The sequence below is a fragment of the Agathobaculum sp. NTUH-O15-33 genome, from assembly GCF_033193315.1.
GTDB lineage: Bacteria > Bacillota > Clostridia > Oscillospirales > Butyricicoccaceae > Agathobaculum > Agathobaculum faecihominis_A.
In genome coordinates, this window is sequence record NZ_CP136187.1 from 593,187 (window position 1) to 613,060 (window position 19,874).

Annotated in this window: 15 protein-coding genes and 1 pseudogene; 9 read left to right on the forward strand and 7 right to left on the reverse strand. The window is 53.1% G+C overall.

What is annotated here, in order from left to right; all coding sequences use genetic code 11:
• Nucleotides 1-387 precede the first annotated feature (387 nt).
• The 3 genes from RWV98_RS03120 to RWV98_RS03130 all read left to right on the forward strand — a co-directional run bounded on the left by RWV98_RS03120 (nt 388) and on the right by RWV98_RS03130 (nt 5,439).
• Entirely contained in the window at nt 388-2,769 is a 2,382-nt protein-coding gene (locus RWV98_RS03120; protein WP_317863722.1) for a glycyl radical protein, read from the forward strand.
• 80 nt (nt 2,770-2,849) lie between these two features.
• Nucleotides 2,850-4,421 carry a BCCT family transporter gene (locus tag RWV98_RS03125; RefSeq protein WP_317863724.1) on the forward strand — a complete coding sequence of 524 codons (1,572 nt, stop codon included), beginning with the start codon at nt 2,850-2,852 and terminating at the stop codon, nt 4,419-4,421.
• 43 nt (nt 4,422-4,464) lie between these two features.
• Entirely contained in the window at nt 4,465-5,439 is a 975-nt protein-coding gene (locus RWV98_RS03130; RefSeq protein WP_317863726.1) for a glycyl-radical enzyme activating protein, read from the forward strand.
• Between the two features lie 51 nt (nt 5,440-5,490).
• Here the strand turns inward: RWV98_RS03130 and RWV98_RS03135 are convergent, their stop codons facing one another.
• The gene (locus RWV98_RS03135; RefSeq protein WP_317865673.1) at nt 5,491-6,090 is read right to left on the reverse strand and encodes a cupin domain-containing protein; all 600 of its coding nucleotides are present in this window, start codon (nt 6,088-6,090) and stop codon (nt 5,491-5,493) included.
• 251 nt (nt 6,091-6,341) lie between these two features.
• On the opposite strand from RWV98_RS03135, the gene RWV98_RS03140 reads away from it, so the two are divergent.
• Complete coding sequence (locus RWV98_RS03140) at nt 6,342-7,160, forward strand: aldo/keto reductase (RefSeq protein WP_317863728.1); 819 nt, start codon at nt 6,342-6,344, stop codon at nt 7,158-7,160.
• A gap of 54 nt (nt 7,161-7,214) precedes the next feature.
• Here the strand turns inward: RWV98_RS03140 and RWV98_RS03145 are convergent, their stop codons facing one another.
• Entirely contained in the window at nt 7,215-8,822 is a 1,608-nt protein-coding gene (locus tag RWV98_RS03145; RefSeq protein ID WP_317863730.1) for a spermidine synthase, read from the reverse strand.
• A 267-nt stretch (nt 8,823-9,089) separates the two neighbouring features.
• Here RWV98_RS03145 and RWV98_RS03150 point away from each other — a divergent pair, with 267 nt between their 5' ends.
• Nucleotides 9,090-11,477 carry a PAS domain-containing hybrid sensor histidine kinase/response regulator gene (locus RWV98_RS03150; protein WP_317863732.1) on the forward strand — a complete coding sequence of 796 codons (2,388 nt, stop codon included), beginning with the start codon at nt 9,090-9,092 and terminating at the stop codon, nt 11,475-11,477.
• Nucleotides 11,478-11,535: 58 nt separating this feature from the next.
• Here RWV98_RS03150 and RWV98_RS03155 read toward each other — a convergent pair.
• The 3 genes and pseudogenes from RWV98_RS03155 to RWV98_RS03165 all read right to left on the reverse strand — a co-directional run bounded on the left by RWV98_RS03155 (nt 11,536) and on the right by RWV98_RS03165 (nt 13,812).
• Nucleotides 11,536-12,280, reverse strand: a pseudogene (locus RWV98_RS03155) (ABC transporter permease).
• Nucleotides 12,255-12,998 (reverse strand): ABC transporter ATP-binding protein, encoded by a 744-nt coding sequence (locus tag RWV98_RS03160; RefSeq protein WP_317863734.1) that lies wholly within the window; start codon nt 12,996-12,998, stop codon nt 12,255-12,257. Before RWV98_RS03160 ends, RWV98_RS03155 begins: the two are co-directional and overlap by 26 nt.
• A 70-nt stretch (nt 12,999-13,068) precedes the next feature.
• Nucleotides 13,069-13,812, reverse strand: coding sequence for a MerR family transcriptional regulator (locus tag RWV98_RS03165; protein WP_317863736.1), 744 nt, complete (start codon nt 13,810-13,812; stop codon nt 13,069-13,071).
• 115 nt (nt 13,813-13,927) lie between these two features.
• Between RWV98_RS03165 and RWV98_RS03170 the strand changes: the two genes are divergently transcribed.
• The 3 genes from RWV98_RS03170 to RWV98_RS03180 are packed head-to-tail and all read left to right on the forward strand — an operon-like array spanning nt 13,928 to nt 16,641.
• Nucleotides 13,928-14,473 (forward strand): recombinase family protein, encoded by a 546-nt coding sequence (locus RWV98_RS03170; protein WP_442872093.1) that lies wholly within the window; start codon nt 13,928-13,930, stop codon nt 14,471-14,473.
• Nucleotides 14,474-14,518: 45 nt separating this feature from the next.
• Complete coding sequence (locus RWV98_RS03175; protein ID WP_280962500.1) at nt 14,519-14,881, forward strand: BlaI/MecI/CopY family transcriptional regulator; 363 nt, start codon at nt 14,519-14,521, stop codon at nt 14,879-14,881.
• 2 nt (nt 14,882-14,883) lie between these two features.
• A complete protein-coding gene (locus tag RWV98_RS03180) occupies nt 14,884-16,641 on the forward strand; it encodes a M56 family metallopeptidase (RefSeq protein WP_317863738.1) in 1,758 nt (585 codons plus the stop codon).
• 478 nt (nt 16,642-17,119) lie between these two features.
• Here the strand turns inward: RWV98_RS03180 and RWV98_RS03185 are convergent, their stop codons facing one another.
• Entirely contained in the window at nt 17,120-18,376 is a 1,257-nt protein-coding gene (locus RWV98_RS03185; protein WP_317863740.1) for an MFS transporter, read from the reverse strand.
• Between the two features lie 135 nt (nt 18,377-18,511).
• Between RWV98_RS03185 and RWV98_RS03190 the strand changes: the two genes are divergently transcribed.
• Nucleotides 18,512-19,420, forward strand: a complete 909-nt coding sequence (locus tag RWV98_RS03190) for a LysR family transcriptional regulator (RefSeq protein ID WP_317863742.1) — start codon at nt 18,512-18,514, stop codon at nt 19,418-19,420.
• 70 nt (nt 19,421-19,490) lie between these two features.
• On the opposite strand, the gene RWV98_RS03195 is transcribed toward RWV98_RS03190, so the two are convergent.
• Entirely contained in the window at nt 19,491-19,703 is a 213-nt protein-coding gene (locus RWV98_RS03195; protein ID WP_317865674.1) for a cold-shock protein, read from the reverse strand.
• Nucleotides 19,704-19,874: the final 171 nt, after the last annotated feature.

Below are 19,874 nucleotides of genomic sequence, written 5' to 3' on the forward strand. Positions count from 1 at the left end.
GTTTCCGCAATGGAGAACAGAAATGTTCTCATACACAAAAGCGCTCCTGCTTGCAGGGGCGCTTTTCTTTTGCGGGATTCCATGTTATGGGATACCTTTGTGTGAAATGTGAACAAATATATTCTGAATTTTTTTCCTAACAGGAAAAACAATAGGAGGTATTCAATAAATAAACTTGTAATGATTAGTGCAATTAACTAAAAAAATAAGAACAGTTTAAAATAAACTTGTGGTAAATATAAAAATATGCTATATTGTGAGTAAGTAAAATATCCTGATAGGAAATATAATATCCTTGCAGGAAAAACGGCTGGACAGAAAAGATGATTTTGTTTGGCCGCGCACGTTTACACCATCCAACACCGATCACATAAGGAGGGACTAATCATGGCGCAAAAGTCTTACATGGAACGCGTGGAGCGGCTCAAGAGCCGCGTCTTAAACACACGGCCGGAAATGGATCTGGAAAACGCGGTGCTGCTCACACGCGGTTTTCAGGAATCCGAAGGAGAACCGCTGGTCGTGCAGAAAGCCTATGCATTCCGCAAGCAATGCATGGAAAAAACGGTTAAGATATGGGACGATGAACTGATCGTGGGCAACTCCGGCAGCAAGCAGCGCGGCGGACTGCTGTGCGCGGACACTTGCTGGTCCGTGCTGGACGATGAACTGGACACCATCAGCACGCGGGAATACGATCCGTTTTACCTGACCGACAAGGACCGCAAAGACTTTTTAGAGATCGTCCGCCCTTATTGGAAGGGGCGATCCACCTATGAAAAATGGCTGGTGCAAATTCCGGAGGAAACCAAAATACTGCGCGATTGCGGCGTGCTGTATATCAACCGCAAGGCGGTGCGCGGCTGGGGCGAAACGACCGCGGGCTACGCAACGATCATCAATGAAGGCATCGAAGGGCTGCTGAAAAAGATCGAGGAGGTCCGCTCCACGCTGGACATCACAAAGCCCGGACACTATGAAAAAATGACCTACCTGCGTGCTCTTTCCATCAGCGCGGAAGGCATCGTCCTGTTGGCAAAGCGCTACGCGGCGGAAGCGCGCCATCTGGCCGAAGCGGAGCAGGACGCGAAACGCAAGACGGAGCTTTTAGACATAGCCGCCGTTTGCGAGCGCGTGCCCGAAAAACCGGCCGGCACCTTCCGCGAGGCGATGCAGTCCTTTTACTTTTACCAAACCTGTATCATCATGGAGCAAAACGCAGCCAGTTACAACCCGGGCCGCATGGATCAATACCTATATCCCTTCTACAAGGCGGATCTGGAGGCCGGGCGCATCACAGAGGACGAGGCGCAAGAGCTGCTGGACTGCCTTTGGGTCAAGTTCAGCGAACCCTGCCTGTTTCAAGATGCGGTGACCGCCAAATTCTCCGCCGGTTATCCGATGTTCCAAAACCTCTGCGTGGGCGGCGTCGACCGGCGCGGCATGGACGCGGTGAACGATCTGTCCTACATGATCTTGCAGGCTACCATGGATGTGCAGCTTTATCAGCCGTCCCTGTCGGTGCGGTACAATATGGCGCGCAATCCGAACAAGTTCCTGAAAAAGGTGGTGGAGGTGCTCAAGCTGGGCACCGGTTTCCCGGCGTTCCACTGCGACGAGGTCGGCATCTCCATGATGCTGAACAAGGGCATCCCGCTGCCGGAAGCGTACGAATGGAACCCTTGCGGCTGTGTCGAGACCAACCTGTCGGGCAAGCAGCGGTGCTACACTTCCTACGCGGACTACAATATGGGTTCCGCGGTGGAGTTCGCGCTGCTCAACGGCCGCAGCCGCAAGTACGACCGGCAGGCATCCGTTCCAACCGGCGACGCGCTGCAATTTAAAAGCTATGAGCAGTTCCTCAAGGCGGTCAAAGCGCAGCTAGCCTATGAGATCAAAGCGGTCGTGGCTGGCAACCACGTTTGCGACGATATCTGCCTTGAGCGCGTGTGTCCCGCCCTTTCGCTCTCGTTTGCGGAGTGCATTGAAAACGCAAAGGATTATGCGTGGGGCGGCGCGAAGTATAACCTCGGTAACGGCATCGACGCAATCGGTGTTGCCGATCTGGTCAACAGCGTTTACGCAGTCAAAAAGCTGGTTTTTGACGACAAGAGCGTTTCCATGCAGCGTTTGTTGGACTCGCTGGCAGCCGATTTCGTCGGCTACGAGGATGTGCAGCAGCTCTGTCTCGCCGCGCCCAAGTACGGCAACGACGATGAAGAGGTCAATGCGCTCACGGCCGATCTGTTCACGTTTGTGGCGGACTATATCGAAGAATTTGAAAGCCGGTTCGGCCGCATGACTTCCGGCATCCTGCCGGTCTCGGGCAATACCCCCTTTGGGCTGGAGGTGGGCGCGCTGCCCTCTGGCCGCAACGCCTTCAAGCCGCTGGCCGACGGCGTCAGCCCCACCGGCGGCACCGATATGGAGGGCATGGGCGCGATCCTAAAGACCGTGTCCTATATCCCGCACGCGCGCTTCTCGCAGGGCACACTGCTCAACCTGAAACTCGACCCGTCGTTCAACAAGGGCGCGGGCTCGACCGAGGCGCTGATGAGCTTCCTCAAGACCATGTGTACGCTCGGCGTGTTCCACGTGCAATTCAATGTGATCGATAAAGAGACGCTGCTCAAGGCGCAGGAGCATCCGGAGGATTATAAGGGCCTGCTGATCCGTGTGGCGGGCTACACCGCGTATTTCACCGAACTCGGTAAAGAGGTGCAGGATGATATCATCTCCCGTACATCCCACACCTCGGTATGCTGCTAGGGCGTTAACTGGAAACGGATGCCACGGCGCGGGCGTTTCATGGTTCGCGTTGCGGTCTTGTAAAAAAGGAGGGCAACCACATGAAAAAGGAAGGGAAAAAGCGCGGGCTACTCGGCACGGTCGAGCCTATTGTATTCTTCCCTGCATTCATTGTCATGGTAGGCGTCACGATCATCGGTATCTTTAACTACGAAGCGCTGCTGTCCGGCCTGCTCACAGTTTACCAGTGGGCGACGACAAACTTCGGTTGGACCTATGCGGTGATTACGGTGATCAATCTGGTCATCTGTCTGATTTTGTTCGTTCATCCGGTCGGCAAAATCCGTCTGGGCGGTAAGGATGCGAAACCGGAACTGAGCGGCTTTGCATGGTTCGCCATCACGCTGACCAGCACCATCGGTATCTCGCTGATCATGTGGGGCAGCGTGGAACCCATCGTACACTTTACCAATCCCCCGGCCTTTGCCGGCGTGGCTCCGTACTCCGAGGGCGCCGCGACCTTTGCGCTCAGCACGGGCTATATCCACTGGTCATTCAACCAATACGCGCTTTACACCTTCGCGGCGGTAGCGGTGGCGATCGCGCACTTTAACCATAAGCAGCCGCTTAGCGTCGGCGCGGGCATGTACTTTGCAACCGGCGGCAATAAACTGGCGGGCAAAATCGCGGACGCTTTGTGCTTGGTCGTGATTGTCGGCGGTATCGCCACCTCACTCGGCATCGGCATCACGCAGCTTTCCACCGGTCTGAATTACTCCTTTGGTCTGGAACGGACCGATCTGCTGAATTTGGTGGTAGCGGCGGCGCTTGTCATCACATACAGCGCGGCGAGCGTTTCCGGTATCAAACGCGGCATTTCCTTTGTCAGCAATGTGAATGTTTGGATTTTCTTTGGCCTGCTGCTGTTCGTTCTGTTTGTTGGGCCCACGCTGTTTATCAACAAACTGGGCCTGCAATCGCTCGGCGACTTTTTGGACAGCGGCATCAGGCGCACGCTGATGCTGGGCCCCATTACGGAGGACCCGTGGCATGATAACTGGACGCTCAACTTCTTTATCGCCAACGCGGCGTACGCGCCGCTGATGGGCGTGTTCCTCGCCAAGCTGGGCAAGGGCCGCACGGTGCGTCAGTTCGTCGGCGTCAACCTCGGCATATGCTCCATTTTCAATATTGTTTGGTTCAACATCTTTGGCGGCGCTTCCATCTATTCTCAGATACATGGGCTGGATCTCGCGGGCATCATGGAAGCGGAGGGCTTGCAGAGCGCCGCGTTCGCGTTCTTCGCTTCGCTGCCGCTGGGCAAGATCATCGTGCCGATTTTCACGATCGCGATTTTCCTCTCATTCGTTACCATGGCGGAATCCATGTGCACGTCCATGTCCGCGCTCAGCATGCGCGGCGGTCTGGCGGCGAATGAGGATGAGCCCAACAATGCCTTGAAGCTGGTTTGGGGCGTGTTTGTGGGCGTGCTGGCCTATTTCCTGCTCGGGCTGATGGGCGTGGACGTGATCAAGTATACTTACATGGTATTTGGGTTCCCAATCTTTATTGTCATGGGCATCACGATCTATTCGCTTTGCAAGTATATGTTCTTCCCGAATTTTCAGCTGCTCGCGACACTCAAGGGAATGTTCCGGAAGAAGGAGCCTTGAACGGCAGTGTCCAAACGGCGTAAGGTGCAGAAAGGTGTAAGACATGGATAGGACCGCACCGATCCTCAGGATCGAAAAAATTTCTTTGCAGGACGGCGCCGGGCTGCGAACGGTAGTGTTTTTCAAGGGCTGTCCGCTGCGCTGCGCATGGTGCTCCACGCCGGAGTCGCAGGATGCGCGGCCGGAGCGCTACTATCAACAGGGCAAATGCACGCTGTGCGAACGCTGCGTGCAGGCTTGCCCCGCACAGGCGCTGTCCATACCGGCGGGCGGCGGGGCGATCGTCTGGGACACGGAAAAATGTACGCGCTGCTTCCGGTGCGTCGCTGCCTGTCCGGCGAAAGCGACCCAGATTTACGGCGTCAACATGACGGTAAAGGACGTAATGCGGCACATCCACCGGGATGAGGTGTTCTACTTCCACTCGGGCGGCGGCGTCACGCTGAGCGGCGGCGACGTGCTTTGTTACCCCGAATTTGCCAGAGACCTGCTGGCTGAATGCAAGGCGGCGGCCATTCATACCGCGGCGGAACTGACGATGTATGGAGATTACAAAAGGATCGCCATGCTGTTCCCACTGTTGGATAGCGCCCTGATTGACTTAAAGCTGATGGATGCGGAGCAGCACCGGCGGTGGACGGAAAAGGACAACGAGGGGATTCTGGCCAATATTCGCAGGGCGAGCGGGGATTTCGGCACGGTACCCATGCATATGCGGGTGCCGCTGATCGAGGGCGTCAATGACGACGAGGAAAACTTGACGCAGACCGCGGCGTTCTGCGCCGAACTGCCGAGCTGCGAAACGCTGGAATTTCTGCCGTACCATCGGCTGGGGCAGGAGACCTACCGGTACCTTGGCCGCACCTATACCTTGCACGACCTGCCGGCCATGACGCCGCAGGCGGCGCAGGAAAGAATCGCCTGCCTGACCGGACGGACATGGCCGTTTCAAATCAAGATTTCCGGCGAGCCGGCGGGGAAAGCGGCCGCGCCACCCATTCCCGCCGCGCCCGGCTAATGGCAAAAGCAAGGCCGCCACGTTTGTGGCGGCCTTGCTCGATGGTGAAATTTATGTTGTTTTGGGTGCGTTCGGGTCCTCATATATTTCCACCCAACTGCTGATACATGCTTCCGGCGATGTGTTGACGACCGTGTGCGGCGTTTGCGCGCGGATCATGATGCAGTCGCCTTCGACCAGATCGTACTTGGTGCCGTCCCCCAGCTCGACCGACATCGTGCCCTTGGATATGATGCCAAACTCATCGTAGCTATGGATCGAGTTATAATGCTCGTTTGCGCCGCCGCTTAGCGTCATGATATTGATTTTAAAATGCGGACTGCCCTCGTACACGGCTTCAAAACGCATCATGTCCGAAAAGTTGTAGATTAGGCAGCGTTCGTTGCCGCGCAAAACATAGGAGGAATGATCGTTGGCGGTGCTGAGCAGTTCGTCGCTGGTCTTGGTCGCCATCAGCTCATTCGCCGTGATCCCGAGCGCATAGCATATTTTCTGAATATTGTTGATGGACGGGTTGCCCACTCCGTTTTCAATTTTACTCAGAAATCCCGCAGAAAGTCCGGTTAGCTCGGACAGGGCCTGCAGCGTCATTTTTTTCTTTTGGCGACACATCCGCAAATGCATCCCTCTGCTTTTTTGCTCCGCGTTCATCTGTTTCACACCTGCTTATCTCAATCTTCAGCAACGCTTAGGCCGTGAAAAGTCCGGCGCCGCACGCTCATGTATCACATTATACCGTATTTACGGCTTTCTGACAATCAGAAAGTACGGAGGCCGCATCTTTCATTCCCGGCCTTGGCCGGCGGAGCGATAGGGGATGGATAAGGCTTGTAACCCTCAATAAATGTGCTATACTTTTGAATAAGATGCGGATGCATTATTTTAATGGGAGGCGGAAATCCATGCAGTATGTAAAGCTAAACAACGGCGAAAAAATCCCGCAGCTGGGCCTTGGCGTATTTCAAACGCCGGACGGCGCGCAAACGGCAAACGCGGTCAAGTGGGCGCTGGAGGCTGGCTACCGGCATATTGACACCGCGCGCTTTTACGGCAACGAACAGAGCGTTGGCGACGGCTTGCGGGAAAGCGGCGTTGCGCGTCAGGATATTTTTCTGACGACTAAGCTGTGGAACGATGATGTACGCAAGCGCCGTGCGAAGGAGGCCTTCGCGGAAAGCCTTGCCGCTTTGCAGACCGACTATGTCGATCTGTACCTGATCCACTGGCCCGTGGACGGCTTCGAGCAGGCGTGGGCCGATATGGAGGAGCTTTACGCGGCCGGAAAGATTAAATCCATCGGCGTGAGCAACTTCAATCAAAGCCATTTGGAGCGGCTTGCGGCGGTCGCCAAGGTGCGGCCCGCTATCAATCAAATCGAAAGTCATCCGTATTTCAACAATCAGGCGCTGATCAACGCATGCTTCCGCCAAGGGATCGCGGTCGAGGTTTGGAGCCCGCTCGGCGGCAACGGCAGCAACCTGCTCAAAGACGAGGTGCTGGGCGAACTGGCGCGGAAATACGGCCGTTCCACGGCGCAGATCGTTCTGCGGTGGGACATTCAGCGAAATGTTGTGGTCATCCCGAAATCCGCGCATCGGGAGCGCATCGTTTCCAACATGGCGCTTTTCGACTTTGAACTGAGCGAAGAGGATATGCGGGCGATCGACGCGCTGGATAAAAATCAGCGCGTGGGCCCGGACCCGGACCATGTTGATTTTTAAGCGTTGCATACAAAAAGATCGCGCTGTGAAAAGCAGCGCGATCTTTTTGTTTTGTCAGCCGGTAAAGGCGCCGATCAGGCCGCCGAGGCCGTCCGTCTCAAAAATGCGGCGGTAATGATCGAGCTCTCCGCCGATGATCTCATCGATCGCCTTCATGCCGAGCATTTCGACCGGGGCCTTGTCGTCCGTCAGCAGGCGGCCGCCGGAGGCGTAAGGCGTAAGCTGCGCGGAAACGGTTCGCATCATTTGCCGCAGCTCGCCGTCCGGCAGGCGCGAAAGAGCGGCCGTCAGATTGGCGGCGCAGTCCACGTCCATCGAAGCGAACAGCTCGCAGTTGGTGTTGTTCTCCACTTCGGCGGTGTATACGTGGGGAAAAACCGAAGCGATCGTGTCGGACAGGTACTCGTTGATGGAGTTTGCCTGTTCGGAATACATATTCATATTGACCACGATAACGCCGCTAGGTTTTAAATGGTCCTTCAACTGCTCAAAAAACTCGACAGAGGACATTTGAAACGGAATGGTGATATCCTGATAAGCGTCGATCATGATCACATCGTACCGCTGATCGGTCTGCGCCAGAAAGGCGCGGCCATCGTAGGTGGTGACGGGGATGTCGGCGGATAGATCGAAGTATTCGTGCGCCAGATCGGTGATCTGCTGGTCAATCTCCACGCCCTCGGTTTGTATCTGGGGAAAGTAGCGCGCGCACTGGGTGGCGTATGTGCCGGTTCCCATGCCGAGAATGAGCAGATCGAGCGGCGCGTCCGCCGCCGCGCCCGTCATCAGCGGGGCGGCAAGCGCGTAATCGTAATACATGCCGGTCAAGCCGCCCTCTTTCATTTTGACCGACTGTACGCCCGCCATCACGTTGGTGGACAGAATAACGGCGCGGTCGGTCTCGCGCACTTGCAGGTAGTTGTAGATGGATTCGCTTTCGCTCAGCACGCCGTCCTGCCAGAAAGCCAGACGGACGCGCGGCGCGGCAGCGCAGCTAAAGGCGAAAACCAGCGCCGTTAAAAGGCACAGCCCTTTTTTCACCCCGGCGGATAGAAAATAGACAACGCACAGCGCCAGCAGGATGCCCGCGAAGATCAAAAAGGTGATCGCGGTACCGACGGCGGGGATGGTGATGAAGGTGGGGGTAAAGGTGCCGATGATGCTGCCGATGGTGTTCAAGGCGTTCAGCGTGCCGACGGTGCGGCCGTTGTCCTCCAAGTTGTCCATCGTGTATTTGGCGAGCGAAGGCGTTACCGTGCCGAGCAGCAGCAGCGGAAAAACGAACAGACACAGGCAGGCCGCGAAGGCCGCGAAGATGAGGAACTGCTGCCGCACGAACACCGCCATCACGACCGAGATGCCCGCGATGACGAATGTGCCGACGAGCGGGATACACGCGATCCAGATGCCGGCGAAGAGGATGCGGCGGTACAGCCGGTCGGGATCGGGGTTTTTATCCGCGCTGCGGCCGCCCCAGACGTTGCCAAGCGCCATGGCGATCATGATCGTGCCGATAATGATGGTCCAAACAATCTGCGAGGAACTGAAATAGGGGGCGAGCAGCCGGCTCGCGCCCAGTTCGACTGCCATGACCGACATGCCCGAAAAAAACTCGGTCAAGTAAAGAAAGGTCTTGCTTTTTAAAATATTCCGCTTTTTCATACGGCGTTTTCCTCCTGCTTCCTGCCCGTATTATAGCACCGCCGGTGGTATAATTCATTTAATTTGGATATAATAGCCGCTTTGCGGCTATTATATCACAACCGGAATGAGGCGGCAACCGCGTTCATTCGTTGGAGAAACAGAAAAAAGATTAAAATGGTATGGGAGCAAAATGTAAGGCTAACATATTGCTTTTGGCCGAAAGGTCCGATATAATAGATATAAATGTTTAGCGGGGCATACCGTTGCGGGTAAGGAGAATTGAGAATGGATCACCATTGCGATACGGGGCATCAACAGGAGCTGGAACAAAAATATCAGGCCAGAACGCGGAATTTCCAGTGGATGATGGATGAATACGTGGGCAACGTGTATGTCAGCGACATGGAAAACTACGAACTGCTTTACCTGAATAAAAATGCCTGCGACACCCTGCGTACACGGCCGGAAGCTGTATTAGGAAGAAAATGCTATGAAGTGATTCAAGGCAGGACCTCGCCCTGCCCCTTCTGCACCAACGACCGCATCTGCGAGGAAGAGGTATACGAATGGGAGTTTTTCAACCCCGTTTTAGAGCGTACCTTTATGATTAAAAACCGCGTGATCGACTGGAACGGCCGCCGCGCACGCATTGAGCTGTCGCATGATATGTACAGCACGGAGTACAAGCTTGCCAAAAAGGACCGGGAGCGGGAAGCGCTGATCCGGACGATTCCGGGCGGCTTTGCCCGCGTGGATGCATCCGACCGGCGCACGATCCTTTGGTATGGCGCCGGTTTTTTGCAGCTGATCGGCTACACCAAAGAGCAATTTGAACAGGAACTGCACGCGCAGTGTACTTATATACATCCCGACGATCTGACGCGCATGCATGCCCTGATGCAGACAATCAAAGAGACCGGGGAAAGCGAGATCATGGAGATCCGCGTGATTACACATAGCGGCGAAACCAGAATATTAATGATCACGCTGTGCTACGTAGGCGGTGAAAACAGCTGGGATGGCATTTCGTCCTATTACAGCGTCAGCATCGATGTGACCCGGGAACGGCTCGAGCAGTCGCGGCAGCGAAAGGCGCTCGAGGAAGCTTATCAGGCCGCCCGCGTCGCCAATGACGCCAAAACGAATTTCTTATCCTCCATGTCCCACGATATCCGCACGCCGATGAACGCCATTATGGGCATGACGGCCATCGCGCAGCTGAATCTGTCCGTGCCCGACAAGGTGCGCGATTGCTTGGAAAAGATCAATGTTTCCAGCAAGCATCTGCTCAGCCTGATCAACGAGGTTTTGGATATGTCCAAAATCGAAAGCGGCAAGATCGATCTGATCCCCGAGGAGGTCGATCTGCCCGATCTGATCCAGAACGTGGTCGACATGTGCAGGCCGATGAGCATGGAGAAAAAACTGGAATTTCAGGTCAATGTCAGTCAGGTACGGCATGAAAAGGTCATCACCGATGGCGACCGTTTGCAGCAGGTATTCACCAACCTGCTCTCCAACGCGATCAAATATACGTCCGAAGGCGGCTCGATCCGGCTGATGATCCATGAACGTCCCTCGGCGATCCCGAATAAGGGCCAGTACGAGTTTGTTTTCAGCGATACCGGTATCGGCATGGCGGAGGACTATATCCCGCATATCTTTGAACCGTTTTCGCGCGCGGAGGATTCCCGCATCAGCAAGATCCAGGGCACGGGGCTCGGCATGGCCATCACGGAAAACATCGTGCGTATGATGAACGGTACAATCGATGTCAAGAGCGAGCCGGGCGTGGGCAGTGAGTTTACGGTCTCCGTACCGTTGGAGCTGAGCGAGCAGGAGGAAGCGTACGAGGGCGAATTGTCCGGCCTGCCGGTATTGGTGGTGGACGACGATCAAATCGTTTGCGAAAGCGCGGCGGCGCTGCTGCAGGAACTGGGCATGCGCGGTTATTGGGTGCTGTCCGGCGCGGAAGCCGTTGAGCGCGTGGTGGACGCGCATGCGAGCGCGGATGATTTCTTCGCCGTGATACTGGATTGGAAAATGCCGGAGATGGACGGACTGGAGACGCTAAAAGCCATTCGGCAGCACCTTGGGGAGGATGTGCCGATCATCATCATCTCCGCCTATGACTACTCGAATATTGAAGAGGAATTTCTGCGCGCCGGGGCGGACGCCTTTATCACCAAGCCGCTGTTTAAGTCCAAGATGCTGCATGTGCTCCAGCTGTTTTGCTCGGTGAACCGCACAGAAAGCGCGGGCGCCGAGCCCGCCGAAAAATATCCCGCCTTAAAGGACAAGCAGGTGCTGCTGGCCGAGGATAATGAGCTGAATCGCGAGATCGCGACCGAGCTGCTGGAAATGCAGGGCCTTCGGATCGACAGCGTGGAAAACGGGCAAAGCGCCGTGGAACGGTTCCGGGATTCCGCGCCCGGCGCGTACAGCGCGATACTGATGGACATCCAAATGCCGGTCTTGGGCGGCTATGACGCCACCGCCGCGATCCGTGCGATGGACCGGCCCGATGCGAAAACCATACCGATCCTCGCCCTCACAGCCAATGCCTTCATAACCGATGTGGGCATGGCGCGCAGCGTCGGCATGAACGATCACATCGCAAAGCCGATCGATATCGATCGTTTGATGGATGTGTTAGCCAAATGGATGCTGTAATATGACCGAGAACCCAAAGCGCCGCACCGCCGTGAAAAACGGCTGTGCGGCGCTTTGCTTATTCCCAGCGGAAAAAACGGAGGGCGGCCGCGATACAAACGACCGCGATGCAGGCCATGAGGAGGACCGGCAACAGCACGCTTTCCGCGGGCAGGCCAAGGGACGCGGCCTTGAGCAGCTTTATACCCTGCGTCAGCGGCAAAAGATCCGCCGCCCTTTGCAGCGCCGCGGGCATGACTTCGTAGGGAAGCGTGGCGCCGGAAAAAATCAGCATGGGGAAGTAAAGAATACTGGCGAGAACGCTCGCCGTTTTTTCATTGGGCGCTACGCCGCCCACCAGCATGCCGATACTGAACATGGAAAGCAGCACCAGCGCATAGCCGCAGAAGAACTGCGGTAGCGAACCGTGGATGCGCAGCCCGAAAAAGGCCGTGCCGGCCAGCCAAAGAAGCAGCAGCGAAGCGACGGCATACAGCGTATAGATCGCGACCTGCACCAGCAGGATCAGCGCGGGACTGACGGGCGTTACCTGAAAACGCTTGAGAATCTTACGGCTGCGATAATCCGATACCACCAGCGGCAGACCCATTACGCCGCCGGCGCAAATGGAGATCGCCGCGAGCGCGCCGAAGGAACTGTCTAAAAAGGTATGGTCCGCGCCCGGATACGCGGGTCTGCCGCCGTAAATCACCCCCAGAACGGTCAATACGATGAGCGGCATGCAGATGGCGAAAATAAACATGTCCATTCCCCGCAGGGAGAGCTTCCAGCTCGGTTTTAAACATCGTGCGAAACGTTTTCATCAGGCTGTTCCTCCTCTGTGTACCAAAGATAAGCGTCCTCAAAGCGTTCGTAGGGACTGGCGGCGATCGCCTCCGCGACGGTGCCGCAAAAAATGCTTTGCCCCTGCTTTAAGATGCAAATGCTGTCGCAAAGCGCTTGCACCTCGTCCATGAAATGTGAGGTGAGCAGAATGGTGAGCCCCTGCTCCTTGAGCGCGGCAAGGGCTTTCCACACCTCGCGCCGGGCGTGGGGATCAAGTCCGGTCGTCAGTTCGTCCAGAAAGACCACCTCGGGGTCGGGCAATAGGGCAAGCACGATAAACAGCCGCTGCCGCTGGCCGCCGGACAGCGCCTGAACGAAACTGCCGCTCTTTTCGGCGATGCCGAACCGCGCGAGCAGGGCGCGGTAATCCGCGGGCGCGCGGTAGAGCGAAGCCGTGACCTCACACAGCTCGCGCACGGTGATCCGTTCCTGATAGTTGCCCTCCTGAAACTGCACGCCCACACGCTGAAACAGCTGCTTCCTGTTTGTTCGCGGCTCTTGCCCTAAAATGCGCACGGTCCCGCCGTCCGGCCGTCTGGTCCCCAGCATGCACTCCATGGCCGTGGTCTTGCCCGCGCCGTTTGCGCCCAGCAGACCGAATATGGCGCCGCGCGGAACCGATAGGTCGAGCGCGCGCACGGCGTGCACGCCGCCGTAAGATTTGGACAGCTGCCGCGCGCAGATCGCATATTCCATAAAAAAACCTCCTTTTGTTTTGGTAACAAAAGAATACCACCGGCCAAAGGGCTGGTGGTAAAGTGGAGACTTAGGAATATTGACTTTTCATCTCGCGCAGCAGGTTCCGCATGGCACGGGCGTTTTGTTCCGCCGCTTGCAGGGAAAGGAGCAGCTTGTCGCAGACGGCGATAATGTCATCGTCCACCCTCGGCGTGTTGAGCGCCGCGTGGATATCGGTGTGCGGATCGCTCGACAATTCGTGCAGCAGTCGCAGGATTGCCTCCAGCGAGTAGTTGGCGCACCGCAGCGAGCGGATGATCTTTAACCGGCGGATATCCTCGCCCGTATAAACGCGGAAGCCGTTTTCCCGCCGTTTCACCGTCAACAGTCCGTTCATTTCCCAATTTCGCAAGGTGTCCACCGAAATGCCGAGCGCGCGTGAGACCGCTTGCCGGTTTTGGAGCGCGCCGCTTTCCGCGGGTTCGCCGGCTAGCAAAAGCCGCACGATGCGGATGGCCTCCTCCGCGTTTTGCCGCTCCTGCCGCACCTGCGCGATATAGTCGTCGGTCAGCCGGATGGCGGCGTCAAAATCGCCCGCCGCCGCGGTCTTGACTGTGCGGACGATCTTTTTGCGCAGCCCGTTTTGCAGCACCTCGACCCGAAAAGCAAGGCGGGCGAGCCGGAACTGCGCGATATGCTGCTCCGTAAATACGCGGTAGCCGTTTGCAAGCCGCCGTGCGCGCGGGACTAAGCCCAGCTCCTCATAAAGCCGCACGGTATTGGGATGGATACCGATCATTTTTGCCACCTGCGCGGTCCGATAGGTTTGCATAGCGCCGCCCTCCTTTTGTTCTATTATAGCATAACACAAAAAGGATTAGTAATTAGAGGACGGAGAAATCCGCACAAAACTAAAGAAAATCTAAGGGTATGTAGGAGATGGCACTATGACCGCACAAGCAACGAGAATTACCGCATTGTACGAGCGTTTGAGCCGTGACGATGAATCACAAGGGGAAAGCAACAGCATTATCAACCAAAAAGCGTTTTTAGAGAACTACGCCAAGCGAAACAATTTTACTAACATTCGCCATTTCACAGACGATGGCGTAAGCGGCACGACCTTTGACCGCAAAGGTTTCCAAGCCATGATTGCCGAAGTGGAGGCAGGAACGGTTGCGACCATCATCGTCAAGGACATGAGCCGATTTGGACGAGATTATCTGAAAGTTGGTCTTTACACCGACGTTTTGTTCAAGGACAAGGGTGTGCGCTTTATCGCCATCAATAACGATATCGACAGTGACAAGCAGGGCGATAACGATTTTACTCCCTTTTTGAATATCATGAACGAGTGGTACGCCAAAGCTTCCAGTCGGAAAATACAGGCGATTTTCAAATCCCGTATGCTGGAGGGCAAGCGTGTATCGCCCAGTGTTCCCTATCTAAAGAATGAATCAAAATCTATTGACAAATGTGTTTACAAGCAGTAAACTAATAATAGAGTTTACTGCTTGTAAACAAAAGGAGGTACAGTAATGATTGAATACAAATTAGGCGAAGTTGAGATGCGGTTTGCAGATATTATTTGGAAGAATGAGCCGCTACCATCGGGAGAACTTGTAAAACTTGCAGAAAAGGAACTTAGTTGGAACCGGTCAACTACATACACGATTTTGCGGCGGCTTTGTCAACGAGGTATGTTCCAAAATGAAAAAGGAAAGGTTACTTCTCTTGTTTCAAAGGCGGATTTTATTTCTGCACAAAGTGAAAAGTTTGTTGAGGAAACTTTCTCTGGATCGCTCCCGAAGTTTTTAGCTTCCTTTGCCAGACGAAAAAAACTGTCCGATAATGAGATAGAGGAAATACAAAAGTTTATTGATGAACGCAGGGAGGTGTAGCCATGTTAGATGGATTATTCTTATCTGTGCTGAACATGAGCATAACGGCAAGCCTTGTAATACTCGTTGTGCTTCTGGTAAGGCTTCTACTGAAAAAAGCTCCCAAAACTTTTTCTTATGCTCTATGGATAGTTGTTTTGTTTCGGCTTATTTGTCCGTTTTCATTTGAAAGTGCGATTGGCTTGCTGCCTATTAACAAAACCCCCATTCCACAGGATATTATGTATAGCACCGAGCCACAAATTGATACAGGGATAAATATAGTCGATAGCATCGTAAATCCGATACTGCCCGTTGCAAACAATATGGGTGAGAGCATTAATCCTTTGCAGGTGTGGGTACTTGTTGGAAGTACCATTTGGGTATTTGGTATGCTGATAATGCTAATTTATAGCATTATACAATTTGTGAGGTTAAAGCGAAAACTTGTTGGTGCAACACCGCTGCGAGGTAATATTTATCTTGCAGACCACATTAGCTCCCCCTTTGTCATGGGATTTATTAAACCTAACATATATTTGCCATCTTCAATGGCTAAAACTGAACAGGCATTTATCATTGCACACGAAAACTACCATATAAAGCGATTTGACCATATTGCAAGGATCCTCGGATTTATCGCTCTCACTATCCACTGGCTTAACCCCCTTGTATGGCTTGCCTTTGTTTTATCGGGTAAGGATATGGAAATGTCATGTGATGAGGCTGTGATGAGGGAAATGGATACTGATATTCGTGCGGAATACTCCAAGTCCTTACTGCGTTTTGCGACAGGCAGAAAAATTATTGCTGCCACACCTCTCGCCTTTGGCGAGGGCGATACAAAAGAAAGGGTAAAAAATGTCATGCAGTATAAAAGACCGATGCTGTGGGTGTCTATCATTGCAGTTATAGCGGTTGTCTGCGTTGTTGTAGGATTAATGAGCAATTCTAAATCAGAACCGGCATCAACACAAACGGGAAATCAGTCAATTGAACAATTATGGGAAAATCGCACAGAGTATGTAGGCAATAATGTAGCTGTAGGAAATATTATCTTAGGTCTTAGCTTCCCCGAAAAATTAAAATACAATGGAATTGAACTTCATACATCAGAGCCGCCTTATAGCATCACTGTGGACTTTGAGACTGACACCGACACGAGAAACTTTTACACAGGGGAACTCAATCAAACACCACTAAAACAAAATGCAATTATTATGTTCTCTTTAATTGAAAATGTAGAACAAATTATTTTTAATTTTGATGATGGTAAAAACCCATACGCCGAAACCTTTTACCGAGATTCAGCCCAAGCGATTATGGAAGATGAAAATTTGTTTGCAAGGACAGAAACTCTGGAAAGCTTTATTAGCTTTATAGAAGAAATATCAATTAAGTTGGATGCCAACACAGATGTGCAAAGCAATTCGCAAAGAGATATGAAATATAAAACAGAGTCAGAATTTCTTAACAGTCCAGACGGTGTGAAATTTCAGTCCACGGCTTACAAGGCAGCTAAAGCATATCTAAGCGGCAATACAGATGAGCTGTTGCAATATGCTACGGAAAGCCTAACAATTGACACAACGCATGATTTATTCAAAGACATTGACTACATGATTTTGAAATGGAGCCTTGATGATATAAAGGATAAGGACAAAATTCACGCTGCTTATGAGTTTAAGCTAAAGGGAGATGATTCCGTTTCTTATGTATCAATGGAACTGATAAGGCTTGATAGTGAATGGAAAGTTGATACTGTAGGAATAGAAAAATAGCCCGCTTTCCAAGTTAACAACAAAAAGAAAGAGGATTGTCATGTTTTTTGATGCTTTCAAAACCAATAAAACTAAAAAAGGAGTATAACACCACAATCCGCCTGTGATACCTTAGCTTCTTATTGCCCAAACACACAAAAGAATAGTTATGTCAATGCCCGATTGAAGTTATTTAAGTCGGGCATTTTTGCGTTCATGGTGCTGCATTGCCGTTCCCCACCGCCCCCATTCAGACAAAAAAATCTAAATGGAGGAACGGTTATGGAAATCACCATACAAATAAACGGACAAGCTCTGCCCATGGAGGTCAGCATTGAGGTCTATACCTTTCTCGACCAAGCAGCACATACTTACCCCCGAACAAATCGCTTGCCGTAAGGAAACCATGAGCGACAAAATCATGCGGCTAATTAAGCGTGATACTGATACAAAATAAAAACCGCACTGTGTCCTTGACAAATTGTCCGAAAGGCTGGCGTTATAAGGGAGTGTTTGCATAGTCAGAACCGGGCCGCGCCGCCGAGCGTTTGCCCGCGCCAATGGCGAAGCTTGCGGCCGCCGCGACGGCCGCCAACAGCATATTCACCGCCCATAGCGGCATATAGCCCAACCCCGCTTTGACGAGCACACCCCCGAGATAGGAGCTTACAAACGCGCCGATCTGATGTCCGATCAAGGTGAAACCGTATAGGATGGCCATTTGATCGGCCCCGAATTTGCGGGTGATAATACCGGAGGTGGGCGGCACGGTGGCGTCGCCGCTCATGCCAAGCAGCGCTGTGGCGACAAAGGCAAAGGGAACCGTCTTTGGCAAAATTAAAAAACCTAAAGAAATAAAGACTCTTGCGGCATAGACGCAGCCAAGAATATTTTTCATACGAAATTTCGTGCCGAGAAAACCAACGGCCACAGCGCCTATCATCGTGGCGACCCCGTAAACAGTCAGGGTAAGAGAAGCCGTTTTCCCGGGGATGCCATAGGACAGGTATTGTGAAAACAAGTGACTTTCTATGATCGACATATTGAAGCCGCAGGTGGAAAAACCGATGGCGATCAAGCGGTAGTCCCGATCTTGAAGCGCTTCCTTTAAAATAGAAGAGAGCGACCGATCGCGCAGGCTTTCGTCTTTCGGCTGTATCGCAGTCGCCTGATTCGTTCTGGCAAGCCAAAGGGCGACGGGGACCATCGTGAGGAAGGGGAGCGCGGTAACAGTCATGGCGGTATGGATACCAAATTTGGAAATAAGGGTTTCGAGGCCGGGGGACATCAGCGCATCCCCAATGCCGGCGCTTGCCTGCACGATACCGGAAACAACGGCCGCACGGCGTTCTCCAAGGATCGGCGTGATCGCGCCCATCACGATACCAAAGCATAGCCCCGTTGTTCCAAACGGTAAAACCAAGCCGAAGAAAATAAAAAGCGAGGGTAGGCCTCGGCATAAGGGCGTGACGGCAAGGCCGGTCACGGTGAATAAGATGCCGAGAAGGATCACAAAGGTGTTGGATTTTTTTAGCGCCAACATGCCGAGAAAGGGCTGCGCGAATCCATATACCAAGGCCCCCGCGCCAATGCACAGGCTGACGCCCGCGTAATCCACGCCCGTTACCGGGAGCAGTCCGTTCATCATGATCCCATAATTATCATGAACGCCCTGCATCACGCCGTGGACTAGGCAGGCTGCTGCCACAATGATGATCGCCTGAAAAATTCCCTTTGTTTTCTCGTTATCCCGCATCGTGTCGATCGTCCTTTCGGTATTTCGGATTGCATCCCGCCCTGCTTTCCTATATAATACACACAAGAAAAGGTTTTGTAAAATTGAAATATTCAAAATAACGATTCGATAAAACTGAATTATTGAGGAGAAAACATGGATCTGAAATACTTACATACCTTCCGCACGATCGTAAGCGAAGGCGGATTCTGCAAGGCCGCGGAAAAGTTAAACTACACGCAATCCACCATCACCTTTCAGATCGGACGGCTCGAGCAGGAATTATCCGCAAATCTTTTTGAAAAGATCGGGCGCAAAATGGTCCTGACAAAAGCGGGCGAGCATCTGGTGCCCTACGTTGATGAGATTCTGCAATCCGTTGACAAACTGCGCTTTTTTGAGGATGATATAGCGCAATGCCAAGGGGATATTAGGATCGGTATCGCCGAAACCATGCTGTGCTACCAATTCCCCGCGATCCTGAAAGAATTTCATAGGCGAGCGCCCAAGGCCCGCTTGTTTTTGCGCTCTATGAACTGCTATGATATCCGCAATGAGCTTTTTGCGGGCACGCTGGATATCGGCGTTTTTTACGAGGATGTCGGCGGCTTTGGCTCGGGCCTCACGACGCAGACCTTGGGCGGTTATCCGCTTATTCTGGTGGCTTCGCCCGAAGTGAAACGCGGTTTCCCGGATTTTGTTACGCCGGACCGGGTCGTGCCGGTCCCGTTTATCATCAACGAGCCAAACTGTATCTTCAGGCAGCTGTTTGAGCAATACCTGCGGGAAAAGTCCATCATCCTCGACCACACCATTGAATTGTGGAGCATTCCCACCATCAAAAACCTTGTCAAAAATGATGTCGGCGTTTCTTTCCTGCCCGCCTTCACGGTGCGGGAAGAGCTGGAAAGCGGCGCGCTGGTAGAAATTCCGATCGATCTGTCGGATGCGACCATCACGGCTGTTTGCGCGCACCATAAAAACAAGTGGATCAGTCCGCTGATGCGGCTGTTTCTGGATCTGTGCAGTGAAAAGCTGCCGATAAAAAAGGCCGCGGTCATCTGACCGCAGCCTTTTTTGTCATAAAAGTGCAATAAAAAAGAACGTCCCATGGGCGTTCTTTTTATAAGTCAACTTATTCCGGGATAACGTTGACAGCGCGCATCTTGCTGCTGTTCTTGGGATCAACCTCGGACTCGAACGAAACGCGCTGGCCTTCGTTCAGGGACTTGTAACCATCGGACTGGATGGCGGAGAAGTGAACGAACAGATCGTCGCTGCCGTCGTCGTTCTGGATGAAGCCAAAGCCCTTTTCAGCGTTAAACCATTTTACCGTACCTGTCATAATCTCAGATACCTCCTAAAAAAATTCGATCCTCGTGCCATTAAAAAAACTCACGCTCCGGAAATCATCAAATCGGTCAATGACTTACCGCGAGGTGAGTTGATTGATACATTTGGACGTGAGTACACTATAACATAGTCGATTGCCGCTTGTCAAACCTTATTTGAAAAGGTG